This window comes from Shewanella sp. Pdp11 (genome assembly GCF_002838165.1).
Lineage (GTDB): Bacteria > Pseudomonadota > Gammaproteobacteria > Enterobacterales > Shewanellaceae > Shewanella > Shewanella hafniensis.
Genome location: NZ_CP015194.1, coordinates 2,886,974 through 2,905,146, shown reverse-complemented (window position 1 = coordinate 2,905,146; position 18,173 = coordinate 2,886,974). Strand labels below are relative to the sequence as shown.

Here is an 18,173-nt window from a genome sequence, read left to right as displayed (position 1 = left end):
CTGGCTTTAGCTCACGCTTATTTACTGAAATGGCGCAGATTGACGCTATTGGTATTGAAGAGGACTTGCTTGAAATGGATAACTAGGCAGAAGCAAGCAGAGGCACGAGATTACGTTGGATTGCCAATTGATCGGCAAAATGCATGATTTCAACCTTAGGCGCGCTGAGTTGGCCCCGCTGCCTGAGCTGGGTGACATGATCACAGTTACTCAGGGCCTCGGCCATTGCAACGCTCTCACCGCCTCGGATCACTAAGGCTTCCGGTCGCAGTGCCTGCTGTAATTGAAATGCCCGCGGACCTTGCGCCATAAAAATACTGCTGTTATCGACTACAGGTTCGGCTGAGGATAAATCCGCCATTAAGCTTTGCTGTGGTGGTAATTCGAACTGACGCTGTAATTTTTGCGCCATATCGAGATCTTTTTGCCATTGAAATTGCGCCATGTCCCGTGCGTCAACCGACAGTAACGACAGCAACAGGGCGAATTCGCCCCGTCTGTCGTTTTCTATCGCCGCATTTAAGCGGGTGCCAATTTGGGCTTCGTTGACTAAAGGAACATCAATTTGCATAAAAAAACATCGTCAAAACAATTCGTTGTTAGTTAATCGACCATTTGATGCATAACTTTAGGAAAATTTTTAAATTGGGTATTTACATGCAAAAGGTTTCTGACTACTATGGCGGCCGCAATTGAGGAGGGGTTCCCGAGTGGCCAAAGGGATCAGACTGTAAATCTGACGGCTCAGCCTTCGAAGGTTCGAATCCTTCTCCCTCCACCATTTGCACTGTAAGTTTGTGAGTGTTGTTCGAAAATGATGTAGAGTTTTACAATAGCGTTAAAGGTATTCGTGGAGGGGTTCCCGAGTGGCCAAAGGGATCAGACTGTAAATCTGACGGCTCAGCCTTCGAAGGTTCGAATCCTTCTCCCTCCACCATCTTTATCTCTAACGCAGATTATCATTTTCAAGTATCAAACATGGCCAATGTTTGGTTCAGTTTTAAAAGTAAAGAAAGTTTGTGGAGGGGTTCCCGAGTGGCCAAAGGGATCAGACTGTAAATCTGACGGCTCAGCCTTCGAAGGTTCGAATCCTTCTCCCTCCACCATTTCTTTCATTATCTCTATCGCTCTTGTTCAACTTCCGTTTTTTTATTCCCGTTTTATCTGTAATAACTTCATCTATTGCTTTTGTTCTGATTACATTCTTTGTATTAAATTGCACTTCTGTTTAAAGCCATCTTTGTTTGAAGACATCTTTTATTTCACAATATTTGTCTTTAACAGCAATCACGCCTCGCGCGACTTCAAGCTAACGATCCCAAGCTAGTAATGAACCAATAAAACCGCTTTACCCGTCCCTGTGATATGCTCTAAAAATGCTCCCTTTCGAAGTAACTACTATGATATCGAACACGATTCAACCGCCAGTGGACTCACACAGCGCTCACAGACTATGCCCAACGTGGGAAGCCCATGCGATAGGCAAGATTGAAGCGGATTTTCAGCGTAGCGCCGATACCCATTTGATTAAGCTTGAATTACCTATGCTCGATGGCATAGATATTTATCTTAAAGATGAAAGTACCCACCCGACAGGCAGTTTAAAGCATCGCCTCGCCCGCTCACTCTTTCTCTATGCCCTGTGTAACGGCTGGATTAAGCAAGGTACGCCCATTATCGAATCCTCATCGGGTAGCACGGCGATTTCTGAAGCCTATTTTGCCCGCTTACTCGGTTTACCTTTTATTGCCGTGATGCCCAAAAGCACGGCTAAAAAGAAGATTGAGCAGATCACTTTCTATGGCGGCCAATGTCATTTTGTCGACCATTCCAGTGAAATTTACGCCGAATCGGCACGCCTCGCCGCAGAACTTGGCGGCCATTATATGGATCAATTCACCTACGCCGAGCGCGCAACCGACTGGCGCGGTAACAATAATATCGCCAATTCGATTTTCAATCAGATGGAGCGCGAGCCACACACTATCCCGCGTTGGATAGTGATGAGTCCAGGCACAGGCGGCACCTCGGCGACCATAGGCCGTTACATCCGATATCAAAGGTTGGCGACCCAGCTTTGCGTAGTCGACCCACAAAACTCGGTGTTTTTTGATTTTTATCAGAGCGGCGATGCCAGCTTAACCTGTTGTAATGGCAGTAAGATTGAAGGCATAGGTCGACCGAGAGTCGAGCCATCGTTTATCCCTGGTGTTGTCGATACTATGCTGCAAATCCCCGACGCCGCATCGGTGGCGACAATTCATTGGTTAGAACAATTGATTGGCCGTAAAACCGGCGCATCCACAGGAACCAACCTGTACGGCGCATTACAACTTGCCGTACAAATGCAAGCGCGTGGAGAACAAGGTTCAATCGTCACCCTAATTTGTGATTCGGGCGAACGTTACCTCGATACCTATTACAATGCAGACTGGATTGCGGCTAACATCGGCGATATTTCGCCCTATCAGCGCCAACTTGCAGCATTTAATCATTTCGGCCAGTTAAGTGAGCTTGATTAACCGACTCGATTGAATCACTTACCTTCAGTCGACGGCTTTAAAGTCCACAGCTAAACGTCAGCCATAAAAAACGCCCCACAATTGTGAGGCGTTTTTTTATCGTTTATAGATTAACTGAAGGGCATTAATCAATATTCAAATACTTATGGGTTTGGATCGATAAACGCCAATTACGGGCAATACACACCTTCATCGCCAGTTCAGTCGCTCTAGGCTTTTGGCTAATCGGCTGCAGGCAAATCGTTTTCGCTGAAATATCGATGTCTTGCAGCAACTCATCCAATTCAGCAATATGATTTTCAGTGGCGATAGGATGCTTGATCTCATTAGCACGGTTCAGCGCCTGCGCTAATACCTGATAGCCCCCTTTCATGTTCACCTTGGGCGATACCGTCACCCAAGTGTCATCGGCACAGTTGATGTCGAAGGTGCCACTGGTTTCGATTTGGGTCGCAAAGCCTTGGCTGTGCAAGATTTCAGTTAATTCGCGTAAATCGTACATACAAGGCTCGCCGCCAGTAATCACGATATGGCGCGCAGTAAAACCTTTAGCATCAAAAGCAGCAATAAGACTTTGCGCGCTATGGTTTGCCCAGCGACCAATAGTGCCATCGACGGTAATCACTTGTTCAGGCGAGACCTTATTGGCTTCCAGCACATCCCATGTCTGTTTCGTGTCGCACCAAGCACATCCCACGGGACAACCTTGCAGGCGGACAAATATGGCGGGCACTCCGGTAAAGACGCCTTCACCTTGAATGGTTTCAAATACTTCGTTGACTGGGTAGTTCATGCTGGCGTTCCACTTTTCTGGGGCGGCATTTATAGTGGATTTTAGCTTGAGCTGCAAGTTTTTGCGCCGACAACGCCGATTTGATGTCGTTCGTCAGAGTTTGCAAGCCCTATGGCCTGAGTTACACTAACGGCCTATTTGAGAGTGTTCTACGGTGAAGTGAAATCTTTTATGTCAACGAGCTTAGTGTCAAAACCCTTAGCGTCAAAAGCAGTGGTAGTATTCAGTGGCGGACAAGATTCGACAACCTGTCTTATCCAAGCCCTAACCCAGTACGATGAAGTACACGGGATCACCTTTGACTACGGTCAACGTCACCGCGAAGAAATTGAAGTCGCCAAATCCTTAGCTAAACGCTTGAAAATCACCAGCCATAAAGTCATGGATGTCACCTTACTCAATGAGTTAGCGATATCGGCGCTTACCCGTGATGCGATTCCCGTTTCACACGAGTTAATGGAAAATGGCCTGCCGAATACTTTTGTCCCAGGGCGTAATATTCTGTTTTTAACGCTTGCGGGCATTTATGCCTATCAATTAGGCGCGCAGGCGATTATCACCGGCGTATGTGAAACCGATTTTTCGGGTTACCCAGATTGCCGTAACGATTTTGTTAAAGCGATGGAATCTGCCTTAGTTCAAGGTATGGATAAACAACTGAAGATCATCACGCCCTTAATGTGGCTCAATAAGGCACAAACCTGGGCGCTGGCGGATAAATACCAGCAACTCGAACTGGTTCGTCACCATACACTCACTTGCTATAACGGCGTGATTGGCGATGGTTGTGGCGATTGCCCAGCTTGTCATCTGCGTAAACGGGGGTTGGACGATTATCTACAGGATAAAACCGCTGTCATGGCTTCACTCGACGCTAACGAGCCTAAGGCATGACACGCAGTCCCTATTGGGTTGCGCTGATAGTGAGTTTGATATGTGCGGGTTTGTATGTCGCAGGCTTAGCCAGTCCCGCTGTCGACAACCTGCTCGCCTATCGCCGCAGTGCCATTGCTGATGACGAATGGTGGCGCTTAATCAGCGGTAATTTATTACACACCAATCAGTGGCACCTGTTGATGAACCTTGCAGGGCTGTGGGTTGTACTGTTTTTGCATCATTTCCACTACCATCTCAAAGGCTTAAGCGCACTGTTCCTGGTGTTATGTTTACTCGAAGGTGTAGGCTTATATTTAGGCTATCCGCAATTACTCGGTTATGTCGGCTTAAGCGGTATGTTGCATGGCTTATTCGCCTACGGCGCGGTGCAGGATATCGTCCGCAAGCTGCGCTCGGGCTATCTGCTACTCGTTGGCGTGTTCATCAAGATTGGCCACGAGCAGCTTTACGGCGCCAGCAATGATGTCACCGCCATGATAGGTGCGCGCGTGGCAACCGAGGCGCATTTGGTCGGTTTAATCTGTGGGCTGATTTGCGCTTTAGTGGTGTTCATCACGTTGAAGTTTCGCCCAGTAAAAGTTGCCGCTTAATTCACCTGCACAGATCAAAAAAGCCGTCACAGCATAATTGCTGGACGGCTTTTTTGATCTTGAGCGCCGAGGTCAATCTAGGCCTTGATTAACAGATCCCGCAGATGTTTTACTTCATCACGCATCGCCGCCGCTTGTTCAAACTCTAAGTTGCGCGCATGTTCGTGCATCTTCTTCTCAAGCTTATCGATTTGATGGCTCAACTCAGTTGCATCAACTTTGTGGTAATCGGACTTAGACTCTGCCACTTTGCCATACACAGCTTTAGTGTCACGACCATCATCCACATCCATCACATCTGTAATACGTTTAACCACCCCCTTCGGAATGATCCCATGTTTTAGATTATGAGCCCGCTGTTTTTCGCGGCGACGCTCAGTTTCACCCATGGCTTTGGCCATCGAATTAGTAATACGGTCAGCATAGAGGATCACTTTACCATTGACGTTTCGCGCGGCTCTGCCGATGGTTTGAATAAGCGAGCGTTCAGAACGCAGGAAGCCCTCTTTATCGGCATCTAAAATACACACCAAAGATACTTCCGGCATGTCTAAGCCTTCGCGTAAGAGGTTGATCCCAACCAACACATCAAACTTTCCTAATCGCAGATCGCGGATGATCTCCACTCGCTCCACCGTGTCGATGTCGGAATGCAAATAACGCACTTTCACCCCATGCTCGTCGAGGTATTCGGTCAAATCCTCCGACATACGCTTGGTCAGTGTTGTGACTAATACCCGCTCATTCACCGCCACCCTTTTGGCGATTTCGGACAATAAATCATCCACTTGAATACCGACTGGGCGCACTTCTAATTCAGGATCGAGTAAACCCGTAGGTCGTACGACCTGCTCTGCAATCTCGCCTTCGCTCTTTTCTAACTCGTAGGCACTTGGCGTCGCCGACACATAAATGGTCTGCGGCATCAATTGTTCAAACTCTTCAAACTTGAGCGGGCGGTTATCTAATGCCGACGGTAAGCGGAAACCGTATTCCACCAATGTGGTTTTACGGGAACGATCACCTTTGTACATAGCGCCGATTTGCGGCACAGTCACATGGGATTCGTCGATAATTAATAAGCCGTCAGCGGGCAAATAGTCGAGCAAGGTTGGCGGACCTTCTCCAGGAGCGCGGCCAGACAAATAGCGCGAGTAGTTTTCGATACCGGAGCAGTAACCTAACTCCACCATCATTTCCACATCGTATTGCACTCGCTCATGAATACGCTGTGCTTCGATTAACTTATTGTTATCGAGTAAATATTGTTTACGCTCACGCAGTTCTTCTTTAATGAACTCAGTGGCGGCGATAATTTTTTCCCGCGGCGTCACATAGTGAGTCTTAGGGTAAACCGTCGTACGTGCTATCCGTTTAATAATATGGCCCGTTAACGGGTCAAACTCACTTAAACGCTCAATCTCATCGTCGAACAATTCAACACGAATGGCATTACGCTCAGAATCGGCGGGGAAAACATCAATCACTTCTCCACGCACGCGATAGGTACCGCGCTGCAGTTCAATATCATTACGCGTATATTGCAACTCACTGAGACGGATTAAGATATCACGCTGCCCCATCACATCGCCTTGTCGTAGATGTAGCAACATTTTTAAATAGGAATCGGGATCACCCAAACCATAAATGGCCGACACAGAGGCGATGAGCACCACATCTTTGCGCTCTAACAGCGCCTTGGTCGCCGACAGGCGCATTTGCTCAATGTGGGCATTTACTGACGCATCTTTCTCAATAAAAGTGTTAGATGCAGGCACATAGGCTTCTGGTTGATAGTAATCGTAGTAAGAGACAAAATACTCGACCGCATTATGGGGAAAGAACTCTTTCATCTCGCCATAAAGCTGTGCCGCCAAGGTTTTATTCGGCGCCATGATAATAGTCGGGCGACCCAACTTTTGGATCACATTGGCAATCGTGAAGGTTTTACCTGAGCCCGTCACCCCAAGTAAGGTTTGGCAAGCTAAACCCGCTTCGAGTCCATCGACTAATTTGGCTATCGCTGTAGGTTGGTCGCCTGCGGGGGCGAATTGCGATTCAAGCTGAAAAACAGATTCTGACACGCGCACATATCCTTTTAATGAGTCGCCCCATTCTAATCAAGTCACCGACTAAGCTCCACAGTTATCCTTACTGTCGCCGTTCATTACGCCGCAACACCGCCAGATGACAATTTAGTGGAAGCAACATGAAACTTTTACACCAAGTCATTTTCAACGATTTTTGCTTACAAAACACCCGCAAACGAAGCAAAAATGCCAATTTAATACACAAGAAATCAATTTCGTTAGATTACAAAATTGCAACCTGATTTACCCCCTCAACAAAAACCACTTGCTTTTAGTATGCACTTGATAATGCTTATATTTATTTTTGAACCCCAAAATAGTGCATTTTAAGTCCGCCGCCCATACGCCAAGGCTTTGACGGCCGTTTATTAGGACAACTCACAGGGTTATCCACAGATTTTGTTGATAAGTCGAAATAACCTAGAAACCACGCGGGATTGGAGGCTGTCATGCCCCCGAATAACAGCCAGTCAACATTTGGTAATTTAATTACATTTGATAAATGTTGCTACTTGTATCAATTTCACTAATTGCAACTACCCTTGCTCTTCACTGCGTTGTAAGCCATTCGACTTGAGTAACAGATACGGCTAATTTGATGAAAGCTAAATTAAAATCAGTCACATATTGCGTGTTGAATTGGACACTTTAACGTTTAAAAAGCAATGAACGGCGATCAAATCTCGTTGAATAACTTGTTGGCGCTAAGCTAAAACCTAGCATAGACCAGTGATTAATACTCTAGCACTCCTTAATTATCCTACTTTCGAAGCTAAGATACGCTTCAACGCCATTAATAGTTCACTTTTACAGTAAATGTCTTCTATATACGACGTATAGGCAGCTTAACCTTTAACTTGCTTACGGTGCATACTGGCTAGCCAATCTTTAATCGGACATGGTGACGTATGCCATACCGAAGAAAGAAGCGTTCGTTAATCGCCGACCATACAGTAATGTGCCTCACGGTTTAAGCCTTGAGGTTTACCAAAGCTCCATATCCCTCTTTATGCTGCTGCGATAACTTAACACTGCATCACTATGTTGGCTTACCAAACTAACCCAATGCTTATCAGTCAGTAGAAAAGAGGAATTAAACCCGCAGCAATATCTGGTAGCGCTTTATATTTAAATTGTTTAAGTCTATTTATTGACTCTGAGCTCAACTGATTTCCAAAAGTGCTTATTTTTTAACGAGTGATTTCAATTTTATAGCAATTTCCCCCTGCGAACGGTAGCGGCGTTCAAAGCTATATTGCGAATTGTTAAGTGGTTTTTCACTAAAAATGTCGAATTCTGCACCACGATGCACATTAGATGAGCACTTAACAGCATAATTACACTTTTTTTAGTAACTCGAGTTGACTCATCCCACAGAGCGTTTTACTATGCGCTCCGTTCTCAACGAGTCGCTACGACTGTGTGAAACGATTCCCCTGTAGTTCAGTCGGTAGAACGGCGGACTGTTAATCCGTATGTCACTGGTTCAAGTCCAGTCAGGGGAGCCAATTTAACACAGAGTAAAAGCAAGTAAGAACAAGCAGTAACGATAGTAATCGATTCCCCTGTAGTTCAGTCGGTAGAACGGCGGACTGTTAATCCGTATGTCACTGGTTCAAGTCCAGTCAGGGGAGCCAATTACATTATTACACTGCTGTTTTAAAACGATTCCCCTGTAGTTCAGTCGGTAGAACGGCGGACTGTTAATCCGTATGTCACTGGTTCAAGTCCAGTCAGGGGAGCCAATTTAAAGCACAGAATAAAGTCGATAGTTATATCGCACCCGATTCCCCTGTAGTTCAGTCGGTAGAACGGCGGACTGTTAATCCGTATGTCACTGGTTCAAGTCCAGTCAGGGGAGCCATATTCAAAGTGTTATTTCTTAAAAGTCGATAGCAATATCGCACCCTCTACTCCCCTGTAGTTCAGTCGGTAGAACGGCGGACTGTTAATCCGTATGTCACTGGTTCAAGTCCAGTCAGGGGAGCCATATTTTCTAATTCAACACCCCATTCCTCAGTTTCACTCCTGCTAGGCAACTTATTCTTTTCGTTTTGTTTTTAAGCAAATGCAGTTACACTGTTATCAGCTTATTAAACAAATTTCTGAGTATCTTCACACAGATAGCGGTTTTTAAGCATTCTTGACTTAAACTTATCCTGTTCGTACTCACCAAAATCTAGAGCGGATTTTTATGGCCATGTCAAAATCATATCCAATTTTTTTACTGCTTATTTTTTTAGGTCTTTTTGCTTGGGTGTATCAAAGTGAAAACAGTCAATTGCAAGTCCAACAGCAGCAAGAACTCGATAGTTTTAAATCCAGCTTAATCCGCTACCAAGAATGGCAAGGTAATGGCACTGAACTCTTCAAAAAACTATCTCAAGACTACCAATTTCAGTTCTTCCAATATATTGATGATACCGACGGGCAACTGAGCCATACCGAAGGCAGCTTAGACAGCCAACATTCCCATCCTTTAGCCAGTTTATTTTCCATCGACCTCAGCCACACACAAAAATTGGCAGCGGGTCGTTTACAAGTCAAACTCAGCGCCAATCAAGCCATTGATACGGCAATTAGCAACACTGAAAAACTTGGCCTCATGTTGCTAGTGGCTTATCTGACATTACTGTTAGTGTTTGTTCTATTAATGTCAAAACATAGGGCTGCAATACGTTATGCTGCTGATTATATTTCCAAAATACCTGAGTTAGGGTTTTCTGCAGTCGCATCATCAAAGCTGACTGGCGAGCTCAACCCTATTGGTATTTCCCTTGAAGAATGTCGCCTGCAACTTAAAACTCAAATCGATAAGCTCAATCAAGAAAACGAAAAGCTCCATAAAGCCGCCTATCAAGACACAGTGACAGGTTTTAGCACCCGCCCAGGATTTACAAAAAAACTAGAAACCATTAGTAATCCAAATATTCCTCAATTGGGCTTGATGGCTATGGTTAAAGCGACCGAGTTGGCGCAAATAAACCAGAAACAAGGGCGAACAGCGGGAGATGATTATCTCGCAAGAGTCGCCAATTGCATCCGTAAAGCCTGTAGCAGCTATTCTGATGCCGAATATTTTCGAGTAGCGAGTGCTGATTTTGCAGTGTTTATTCCCGAAGTTATGCTCAAAGATGCACCGAAATTTTTAGACCAGCTAAAAATTTACCTCGATGAATATCAGCAGATGACAAAAGCGGAATCCGTTGCCCATATAGGCTTAGTCCCCTACAACCAAGGAGTGGAAGCGGCTAATTTACTGACCATTGCCGATACTGCGGTCAGCATAGCGCAAACCCTTGGGCCCAATAGTTATCATATCCAAGAAAAACTCAATGGTGATGAACAATTTGGAGACGATCGCTGGAAGATGGCGATCAATGATTTAGTCACTCGCCAAGCATTAAAATTTTACCAGCAACCTATTCAGCCGTGTCGTACTGATGTCGAAGTTTACCGCGAGTTATTAGCCCGTTTTTATAATAGCGAAGGCAAGTTTTTACCCACCACCACAGTGATTGCCATGGCTGAACGTCACGGTATGAGTACTGAGTTAGATAAACTGGTGGTGATCAGTGCATTAAGAATACTTAAGGAAAACCCGACCATTACCGGTAACTTTGGTATCAATATCAGCGCATTTTCGGCCCATCAAGACATGTTTGTCGCTTGGTTGAAGGACATATTAGGTAAGCAAAAATACATCGCCTCGCGCTTAGTATTTGAGATCAACGAGTCCGGCATGCAGTCTAACTTAGGGGCGAGTTATAAGTTTGTCCGCGAAGTGCACAGTGTCGGTTCGCGGGTGTCGATTGAGCGTTTTGGTATGAGCTTTACCTCCTTCAAATTCTTCAGCGAAGTGCGGCCCGACTTCATCAAGCTCGATGGTAGTTACACTTCTAATATCGATGAAGACAGCAACAATAAGTTCTTCGTGCGTATGATGGTGGATGTCGCAAGGCGGATTGGCATCCGGGTCATCGCTACCAGCGTCGAACGCCAAGAAGAAAAATTAACCCTCGAAAAACTCCTCATCGATGGATTACAGGGCTATTACATCGCACAGCCACAAGCTATGGCCATTACAGATCAGATTTAATACTTTAACGGGTTAATTCGTCGCCAAAATTTACAGTAAAGATGGTTAACCCTGCATTCTATATGTTGTTTATGCATACGGAAAAGTCGATAATACGGCCAAGATCCGTTTAGAAAAGTATTAGGATGACTGAATATCTCCTCCTGTTGATCAGTACAGTGCTGGTCAACAATTTCGTTTTAGTGAAATTCTTAGGCCTGTGCCCTTTTATGGGTGTCTCCAGCAAATTGGAGTCCGCTATTGGCATGTCTATGGCGACCACTTTTGTGCTGACGTTAGCCTCAATTCTCAGTTATCTCGTCAATCAGTATCTGTTATTACCCTTTGATCTGAGTTACCTGCGAACCATGAGCTTTATTTTAGTGATTGCCGTTGTAGTACAATTTACTGAAATGGTGGTGCAAAAAACCAGTGCCGCTCTGCACCGTGCCTTAGGGATTTACTTGCCGTTAATCACGACTAACTGCGCGGTATTGGGCGTTGCCTTATTAAACGTGAACGAGAAGCACGATTTTATCCAGTCGGCTATCTATGGCTTTGGTGCTGCGTTAGGCTTCTCATTAGTGTTAATTCTCTTCTCGGCGATGCGCGAGCGTTTAGCGGCCGCCGATGTCCCCTTACCTTTCAAAGGCGGCGCGATTGCGATGATCACCGCAGGTCTTATGTCCCTCGCCTTTATGGGATTCACAGGATTGGTTAAGTAAGATGTCCGGAATTTTAATTGCAGTCATATTGTTGACCCTATTGGCATTAGTCTTTGGGGTGTTACTCGGTTTTGCCGCCCTTAAATTCAAGGTTGAAGGCAACCCGATTGTCGATGAGCTCGAAGCTATTCTGCCACAAACCCAATGCGGTCAATGTGGTTACCCAGGTTGTCGCCCTTATGCAGAAGCCATTGCCAATGGCGATAAAGTCAATAAATGCCCCCCAGGTGGCACAGCCACCATGGAAAAGCTGGCGACTCTAATGGGCGTTGAGCCAGAGCCGTTGAATGCCGAGGCACAATCTCAGGTCAAGAAAGTCGCCTATATTCGCGAAGATGAATGTATTGGCTGCACTAAATGTATTCAAGCCTGCCCTGTGGATGCGATTATCGGTGCAGGCAAGCTGATGCATACCGTGCTCACAACCGACTGCACTGGTTGCGATCTTTGTGTTGAGCCTTGTCCCGTCGATTGTATCGATATGATCCCTGTTACCCAGAATCTTAAAAATTGGAACTGGCGCTTAAATGCCATCCCAGTGACGCTCATCCAAGAGACTCTCAGCAAAGAGATTCAGAGCCAAGATCCACAGTCAGAAGAGGAAAAGCGGTGTTAACTTTATTAGATCAATTAGATAAAGGAACCCTTTGGCGCTCACCCGGTGGTATACATCCCCCTGAAGTCAAATTTCTCTCAAATGCGACACCGATTGGCCAATTGCCATTAGCCTCGACGTACTTAGTACCAGTGCCACAAGTCGGTGAAAACTGTACGCTTGCGGTGAAGGTTGGCGATAAGGTGCTAAAAGGCACGCCGTTAACGCAAGGTACTTCCATTTGGCATTTACCTGTACATGCACCAACATCAGGCACAGTTGTTGCTATTGAGCCAAGGGCCAGTAACCACGCCTCTGCACTGCCGGTTAACACTTGCGTTATTGCTGCCGATGGCAAGGACACCTGGTGCGAGTTAGTACCCAATCAACTTGATGACTTAAGCCATCAGCAAATCGTCGATAAAATTCGCTCAGCGGGTATTGCGGGTATGGGCGGCGCAGCGTTTCCGACTCATATTAAGCTAAATCCGGTCAGTGAAATCGACTTAGTCATCATCAACGGCGTCGAGTGCGAGCCTTATATCAGCGCCGATGACAGATTAATGCGCGAATACAGCCAAGATATCCTCGCGGGTATTGGCATAATCCATCGATTATTAGCGCCAAAACGCATTGTTATCGCCATTGAAGATAATAAACCTGAAGCGGCCAAAGCCATGCAAGCTGCAGTCAACCAATGCGGACTTCCTGCAGGCAGCATTCGGGTGACGGTTATCCCGACAAAATACCCTTCGGGCGGTGAAAAGCAGTTAATTCAAATCATTACTGGCCGCGAAGTCCCGTCAGGGTCGATCCCCGCCAAACTCGGTATTGTGGTGCACAACGTCGGCACAGCCTTTGCCATTCATCAAGCCGTGACCCAAGGTAAGCCTTTGGTTGAACGCGTAGTGACTGTGACAGGCAAAAATGTCGGCAAACCGGGAAATTACTGGTTACCGATAGGCACGCCCGTTGATCACGTACTGACGGCAACTGAATTCACGCCAGAAGCTGAACAAAAGGTGATTATTGGCGGGCCTATGATGGGCCATGCGTTAGCCAATATCCAAGTGCCAATTTTAAAAGGCACTAACTGTATTCTGGTACCCAGCAGCCAAGAAATTGGTAGCGCGCCAGAAGAGAAAGCCTGTATCCGCTGCGGCGAATGTGCCACTGCCTGCCCTGCACTCTTGTTGCCACAGCAACTTTTTTGGCACGCCAAGGCCGAAGAATATGACAAAGCCGCCAGTTACAATCTAAAGGATTGTATTGAATGCGGTTGTTGTAGTTACGTTTGCCCGAGTGATATTCCTTTAGTCGAGTATTACCGCATTGCCAAATCAGCACTTAAACAAGCCGCCGATGAGAAACAACAAGCGGAACGCGCTAAACAACGCTTCGATGCTCGCTTAGCGCGTCTCGAAGAAGAAAAACTGGCCCGTGAAGCTAAAGCGAAAGAAGCTGCAGAGCGCCGACAAGCGACGATGACAGGCACAGATAAAAATGCCGTTGCTGAGGCCATGGCACGCATCGCCGCGAAAAAAGCCGCAGCGGCACAAGCAGCCACAGGTGGAGCAACAATAGAACAACCAGCAACTGCAGAATTAAACGCCACAGCGACTGACACCACAGCAGCACCAAAGGGTAAGGCCGCCGTTGCCGCTGCCATCGCCCGTGCGAAGGCAAAAAAAGCCGCCCAAGCAAATGCCGAGAGTACTAAATCACATAGTGTGGAAACAGATAGCGCTCAAATAGACAGTTCGGTGGATGTTAATGCGACTGAATCAGCCACTGATGTGATAGCGCAGGAAGCGCCGTTATCCCAGAAAGATAAAGTCGCCGCGGCGATTGCCCGCGCTAAAGCCAAAAAAGCGGCGCAGCAAACCGATTCCGCAGCGTTAGAGCATGTTGATACCGCTGACAGCACATCAGAGTTAAACGCTGCTGATGATAAAAAGGCCAAAGTGGCCGCCGCTGTAGCACGTGCTAAAGCGAAAAAAGCCGCGCAACAAGCTGAGACAAATGCTGAAAATGGTTTAAGCCAGACCGCGACTCAAGCAGTTGATTCCACAGCTAGCGTTCATGCAGATGTGAATGCTGATGCAGAAACCGCTGTTAATGCAGTCGCTACTGATATTGAAGTTAGCATCACTGACGTTAGCGTTAACGACGCTGAAGCGATTAAAAAAGCCAAAGTCGCCGCCGCGGTTGCTCGTGCTAAAGCTAAGAAAATAGCTGCATCTGCAGAGTCTAAAACTGATGCTGAAATAGAGTCCGTTGACGAGATCCAAACTGAAGCTAACGTGGCATCGCCCTCGATAGCAGCAACGCTTGATACTGCAACAACTGAAGCTGATGCCGTTTTGCCATCGCAGGGATCTGCTGCAGAGCCCATTGAAACGGCGCAGTTATCCAGTGAAGAGCTTAAAAAAGCGCGGATTGCTGCGACCATCGCCAAGGCAAAGGCTAAAAAAGCGGCACTCGCCCAAGAAGCCAACGCTTCGAGCGACTTAAGTGTGACTAATGATTAAGAACAGAATGATTAAAAGGGAACACAATGGCGTTTAAAATAGCCTCATCACCCCATGTAACGCGTAACTTGCATACCTCAACGGTCATGCAAAGGGTGATTTTATGTTTACTGCCGGGCCTTGTCGTGCAATGTGCCTTTTTTGGCTGGGGCACACTTGTGCAAGTCTTGCTGGCGATCCTCGTTGCCTTAAGCTGCGAAGCCGCGGTGATGAAACTTCGCAATCGTGATATCAAAACGAGCCTTAGCGATAACAGCGCCATGCTCACCGCCATCTTAATTGGCGTTGCCATTCCGCCCCTCGCCCCTTGGTGGATGATCGTCATGGGCACCGCCTTTGCGATCGTGATAGTCAAGCACCTCTACGGCGGTTTAGGCCATAACCTGTTCAATCCAGCGATGGCGGCATACGTGCTGCTGTTAGTTTCGTTCCCGGTGCAAATGACCACTTGGATAGCACCGAGTACCGTTGCACTGCATTCACCAAGCCTTGTTGAAAGCTTGCAGCTTATCTTCAATGTTGGCGCGCACGTGAATATGGAGCAGTTCCGTTTAGGCATTGATGGCATGACAATGGCGACGCCACTCGATACCCTCAAAACCGATTTATCCATGGGATTAACCACTACAGAAAGTCTCACCAAAACCATTTTTGATGGCAGTACAGGCGTAGGTTGGTTCTGGGTGAACTTGGCCTATCTTGCTGGCGGTTTAGTGTTACTTAAACTAAAAGCCATTCGCTGGCACATCAGCACTGGCGTGTTATTAGGCCTCTTTGTGGCATCGAGTATTGGTTTCTTACTCTCACCCGATAACCAAGCCAGTCCGTTGCTGCATTTGTTTTCTGGCGCAACCATGTTAGCGGCGTTTTTTATCGCCACCGATCCCGTTACTGCCGCAACCAGCCCCCGTGGCCGCATTATCTTCGGCGCGTTAATTGGTGTGTTGGTGTATATCATCCGCACGAAAGGCGGTTACCCTGACGCCTTCGCCTTTGCCGTATTATTGGCCAACCTCTGCGCGCCCTTTATTGACTATTATGTGCGTCCACGCACCTATGGCCATTCAACGAACTAAGGTCATGCTAAGCGATAGCATCATTCTGCGGGCAACGAGAGCTTAAGGAAAAAGAGTTGAAAAATCCGATGATTAAAAATGGTTTTTTATTGGCATTGTTTGCCTTGATTTGCACTGGGCTCGTCGCCGCAGTCAATCAACAAACCGTCGATAAAATTAAGCAGCAAGAACAGCAAGAGTTAATGCGAGTGTTACATCAATTAATTCCTGATGAAATGCACGATAACGAGCTAACGGCTCAGTGTACTCTGCTGCTAGATAAAGACGCATTAGGGACTGACAGCCCAATGCCCGCCTATATTGCCACTCGAGCAGGCAAACCTGTGGCCATCGCCATTGAAGCCATCGCGCCCGATGGCTATAACGGCAATATAAAATTAATTGTAGGTATCAAAACAACAGGTGAAGTCCTCGGTGTTCGCACCTTAGCCCACCAAGAAACACCTGGGCTTGGTGATAAAATCGATCTGCGTAAATCCAATTGGGTCACTCAATTTGTCGGTAAAGTTTTAAGCTCGGCAGATGATAAACAATGGTTGGTTAAAAAAGACGGTGGCGATTTTGATCAATTCACTGGCGCAACTATCACCCCGCGTGCTTATGTCAAAGCAGTCAAGAACGCAGTAGGATATTTCAATAATAACCAAGCGCAAATTTTCAGCCAACCACTAAATTGTGAGGCTAACCATGGCTAATTATCGCGAAATTGCTTGGCAAGGTTTGTGGAAGAATAATCCTGGCCTAGTGCAACTATTAGGCTTGTGCCCGCTGCTTGCGGTCACAGCGACGATCACGAATGCGCTTGGGCTTGGCCTAGCGACTATGTTGGTGCTGATTGGCTCTAATATTTTAGTGTCACTGGTGCGCGACTATGTGCCCAAAGAAATTCGTATTCCAGTATTTGTGATGATCATCGCCGCGTTAGTGACCACAGTGCAATTGCTCATCAATGCCTATGCCTACGGTCTGTATTTATCCCTTGGGATCTTCCTGCCATTGATTGTGACCAACTGCATCATTATCGGTCGCGCCGAAGCCTTTGCCTCGCGTAATAACGCCTTTAGTGCTGCCTTCGATGGTTTGATGATGGGGCTTGGTTTTACCTTAGTGCTGACCGTATTAGGCGCAACGCGGGAAATCTTAGGTCAAGGCACACTGTTTGATGGCGCCGATCAACTGCTCGGCCCATGGGCAAAATCCTTAACCATCCACTTATGGCAAGTCGACACTCCTTTTCTACTCGCTATGCTGCCACCTGGCGCATTTATCGTGATGGGACTATTAATTGCATTGAAAAATGTGATTGATAAAAAAGTCAAAGAACGCCAGCCTCAAGTCGCCGCAGAACCCAGTGTTACCCGCGCGCGCATTACTAAGGTCGGTTAGGCTTTCAACTTAACACCTCCTATTCAAGCATCAAAAAGAGTATTATGTTCACCGCTTAATGTGCGCTCAGCGCACATTAAGCGACTGGAATTGAGCCATATAATTTCAAACATACGCACTCAACATAAGCACTCAAAGCATAGGAAATCAGCGGGACTAGGTTTTAGCTCGTTCAATCATGATTAATGGCCAATTGACAATAAATGATTAACAGTTGAATCCAACAACCGCGCAGGAATCGTACATGAATCAAGAAAAACGCATCCAGATCCTCACCCGTCTTCGCGATAACAATCCGAAACCTGAAACCGAGCTCAATTTTTCCAGTCCCTTCGAACTTTTAGTCGCCGTGACCTTATCCGCCCAAGCGACGGATGTGAGTGTCAACAAGGCAACGGACAAACTCTTTCCTGTAGCCAATACCGCCCACAGCATTTATGCCTTAGGCGTGGATGGATTAAAGGAATATATCAAGACGATTGGCCTGTATAACAACAAAGCCATCAATGTGATCAAAGCCTGTGAGATCTTGATTGAGAAATACAATGGTGAAGTGCCTGAAAACCGCGAAGCACTTGAGTCCCTGCCCGGTGTAGGGCGAAAAACGGCTAACGTAGTGCTCAATACCGCCTTTGGCTGGCCAACCATCGCCGTCGACACCCATATTTTTCGCCTCGCCAATCGCACTAAATTTGCGCCCGGCAAGAACGTGGTTGAAGTGGAAGAAAAAATGCTAAAAGTGGTTCCCGCAGAATTTAAAGTCGATGTGCATCACTGGTTTATCCTGCATGGCCGCTACACTTGCCTTGCGCGCAAACCCCGCTGTGGTAGTTGTATCATTGAAGATTTATGCGAATTTAAAGAAAAAATTTATCCTGAAGAGTAAGCCC

14 protein-coding genes and 8 tRNA genes are annotated in these 18,173 nt (G+C 46.6%); 19 read left to right on the top strand and 3 right to left on the bottom strand.

All coding sequences use genetic code 11. From position 1 onward, the window contains the following. Nucleotides 1-82 precede the first annotated feature (82 nt). A complete protein-coding gene (locus AYJ58_RS12835; protein WP_106650426.1) occupies nucleotides 83-571 on the bottom strand; it encodes a VC2046/SO_2500 family protein in 489 nt (162 codons plus the stop codon). Between the two features lie 125 nt (nucleotides 572-696). On the opposite strand from AYJ58_RS12835, the gene AYJ58_RS12830 reads away from it, so the two are divergent. From AYJ58_RS12830 to AYJ58_RS12815, 4 genes are all read left to right on the top strand, one after another. Continuing rightward, nucleotides 697-781, top strand: a tRNA-Tyr gene (locus AYJ58_RS12830). A gap of 71 nt (nucleotides 782-852) precedes the next feature. Then, nucleotides 853-937 (top strand) — tRNA-Tyr (locus AYJ58_RS12825). A gap of 84 nt (nucleotides 938-1,021) precedes the next feature. Beyond that, nucleotides 1,022-1,106: transfer RNA gene (locus AYJ58_RS12820), tRNA-Tyr, on the top strand. 270 nt (nucleotides 1,107-1,376) lie between these two features. Beyond that, on the top strand, nucleotides 1,377-2,522 hold the full coding sequence (locus tag AYJ58_RS12815) for a PLP-dependent cysteine synthase family protein (protein WP_106650425.1): 1,146 nt from the start codon (nucleotides 1,377-1,379) through the stop codon (nucleotides 2,520-2,522). 124 nt (nucleotides 2,523-2,646) lie between these two features. Here AYJ58_RS12815 and queE read toward each other — a convergent pair whose 3' ends face one another. Further along, a complete protein-coding gene (gene queE, locus AYJ58_RS12810; RefSeq protein ID WP_106650424.1) occupies nucleotides 2,647-3,315 on the bottom strand; it encodes a 7-carboxy-7-deazaguanine synthase QueE in 669 nt (222 codons plus the stop codon). Between the two features lie 171 nt (nucleotides 3,316-3,486). On the opposite strand from queE, the gene queC reads away from it, so the two are divergent. Together queC and rrtA are read left to right on the top strand one after the other, a co-directional pair. After that, nucleotides 3,487-4,209 (top strand): 7-cyano-7-deazaguanine synthase QueC, encoded by a 723-nt coding sequence (queC, locus tag AYJ58_RS12805; protein ID WP_106650423.1) that lies wholly within the window; start codon nucleotides 3,487-3,489, stop codon nucleotides 4,207-4,209. Continuing rightward, entirely contained in the window at nucleotides 4,206-4,802 is a 597-nt protein-coding gene (gene rrtA / locus AYJ58_RS12800; RefSeq protein ID WP_106650422.1) for a rhombosortase, read from the top strand. Before queC ends, rrtA begins: the two co-directional genes overlap by 4 nt. A gap of 77 nt (nucleotides 4,803-4,879) precedes the next feature. Here the strand turns inward: rrtA and uvrB are convergent, their stop codons facing one another. Continuing rightward, a complete protein-coding gene (gene uvrB, locus AYJ58_RS12795) occupies nucleotides 4,880-6,886 on the bottom strand; it encodes an excinuclease ABC subunit UvrB (RefSeq protein ID WP_106650421.1) in 2,007 nt (668 codons plus the stop codon). 1,438 nt (nucleotides 6,887-8,324) lie between these two features. Between uvrB and AYJ58_RS12790 the strand changes: the two genes are divergently transcribed. The 13 genes from AYJ58_RS12790 to nth all read left to right on the top strand — a co-directional run bounded on the left by AYJ58_RS12790 (nucleotide 8,325) and on the right by nth (nucleotide 18,169). Beyond that, nucleotides 8,325-8,400 (top strand) — tRNA-Asn (locus AYJ58_RS12790). A gap of 53 nt (nucleotides 8,401-8,453) precedes the next feature. Continuing rightward, nucleotides 8,454-8,529, top strand: a tRNA-Asn gene (locus tag AYJ58_RS12785). A gap of 32 nt (nucleotides 8,530-8,561) precedes the next feature. Further along, a tRNA-Asn gene (locus AYJ58_RS12780) sits at nucleotides 8,562-8,637 on the top strand. 43 nt (nucleotides 8,638-8,680) lie between these two features. Further along, nucleotides 8,681-8,756 (top strand) — tRNA-Asn (locus AYJ58_RS12775). Nucleotides 8,757-8,806: 50 nt separating this feature from the next. Next, nucleotides 8,807-8,882: transfer RNA gene (locus AYJ58_RS12770), tRNA-Asn, on the top strand. Nucleotides 8,883-9,086: 204 nt separating this feature from the next. After that, nucleotides 9,087-10,991 (top strand): EAL domain-containing protein, encoded by a 1,905-nt coding sequence (locus AYJ58_RS12765; protein ID WP_106650420.1) that lies wholly within the window; start codon nucleotides 9,087-9,089, stop codon nucleotides 10,989-10,991. A 125-nt stretch (nucleotides 10,992-11,116) separates the two neighbouring features. Beyond that, on the top strand, nucleotides 11,117-11,695 hold the full coding sequence (gene rsxA / locus AYJ58_RS12760; protein WP_006081543.1) for an electron transport complex subunit RsxA: 579 nt from the start codon (nucleotides 11,117-11,119) through the stop codon (nucleotides 11,693-11,695). A gap of 1 nt (nucleotide 11,696) precedes the next feature. After that, the gene (gene rsxB / locus AYJ58_RS12755) at nucleotides 11,697-12,311 is read left to right on the top strand and encodes an electron transport complex subunit RsxB (RefSeq protein WP_106650419.1); all 615 of its coding nucleotides are present in this window, start codon (nucleotides 11,697-11,699) and stop codon (nucleotides 12,309-12,311) included. Next, nucleotides 12,305-14,821 carry an electron transport complex subunit RsxC gene (gene rsxC, locus AYJ58_RS12750; protein ID WP_106650418.1) on the top strand — a complete coding sequence of 839 codons (2,517 nt, stop codon included), beginning with the start codon at nucleotides 12,305-12,307 and terminating at the stop codon, nucleotides 14,819-14,821. Before rsxB ends, rsxC begins: the two co-directional genes overlap by 7 nt. 26 nt (nucleotides 14,822-14,847) lie before the next feature. Continuing rightward, nucleotides 14,848-15,897: an electron transport complex subunit RsxD gene (gene rsxD / locus AYJ58_RS12745; protein ID WP_106650417.1), complete on the top strand. Its 1,050-nt coding sequence runs from the start codon at nucleotides 14,848-14,850 to the stop codon at nucleotides 15,895-15,897. Nucleotides 15,898-15,953: 56 nt separating this feature from the next. Further along, nucleotides 15,954-16,592: an electron transport complex subunit RsxG gene (rsxG, locus tag AYJ58_RS12740; RefSeq protein WP_106650416.1), complete on the top strand. Its 639-nt coding sequence runs from the start codon at nucleotides 15,954-15,956 to the stop codon at nucleotides 16,590-16,592. Beyond that, nucleotides 16,585-17,283, top strand: a complete 699-nt coding sequence (locus AYJ58_RS12735; RefSeq protein WP_106650415.1) for an electron transport complex subunit E — start codon at nucleotides 16,585-16,587, stop codon at nucleotides 17,281-17,283. Before rsxG ends, AYJ58_RS12735 begins: the two co-directional genes overlap by 8 nt. Nucleotides 17,284-17,527: 244 nt before the next feature. Continuing rightward, nucleotides 17,528-18,169, top strand: a complete 642-nt coding sequence (gene nth, locus AYJ58_RS12730) for an endonuclease III (protein ID WP_106650414.1) — start codon at nucleotides 17,528-17,530, stop codon at nucleotides 18,167-18,169. The last annotated feature ends 4 nt before the right edge of the window (nucleotides 18,170-18,173 follow it).

Excerpts from the sequence above, each read along its gene's own strand:
- rsxB (WP_106650419.1), top strand. The coding sequence starts at position 11,697 with ATGTCCGGAATTTTAATTGCAGTCATATTGTTGACCCTATTGGCATTA.
- AYJ58_RS12765 (WP_106650420.1), top strand. The coding sequence starts at position 9,087 with ATGGCCATGTCAAAATCATATCCAATTTTTTTACTGCTTATTTTTTTA.
- rrtA (WP_106650422.1), top strand. The coding sequence starts at position 4,206 with ATGACACGCAGTCCCTATTGGGTTGCGCTGATAGTGAGTTTGATATGT.
- AYJ58_RS12835 (WP_106650426.1), bottom strand. The coding sequence starts at position 571 with ATGCAAATTGATGTTCCTTTAGTCAACGAAGCCCAAATTGGCACCCGC.
- AYJ58_RS12735 (WP_106650415.1), top strand. The coding sequence starts at position 16,585 with ATGGCTAATTATCGCGAAATTGCTTGGCAAGGTTTGTGGAAGAATAAT.
- rsxA (WP_006081543.1), top strand. The coding sequence starts at position 11,117 with ATGACTGAATATCTCCTCCTGTTGATCAGTACAGTGCTGGTCAACAAT.
- nth (WP_106650414.1), top strand. The coding sequence starts at position 17,528 with ATGAATCAAGAAAAACGCATCCAGATCCTCACCCGTCTTCGCGATAAC.
- AYJ58_RS12815 (WP_106650425.1), top strand. The coding sequence starts at position 1,377 with ATGCTCCCTTTCGAAGTAACTACTATGATATCGAACACGATTCAACCG.
- rsxD (WP_106650417.1), top strand. The coding sequence starts at position 14,848 with ATGGCGTTTAAAATAGCCTCATCACCCCATGTAACGCGTAACTTGCAT.
- queE (WP_106650424.1), bottom strand. The coding sequence starts at position 3,315 with ATGAACTACCCAGTCAACGAAGTATTTGAAACCATTCAAGGTGAAGGC.
- queC (WP_106650423.1), top strand. The coding sequence starts at position 3,487 with ATGTCAACGAGCTTAGTGTCAAAACCCTTAGCGTCAAAAGCAGTGGTA.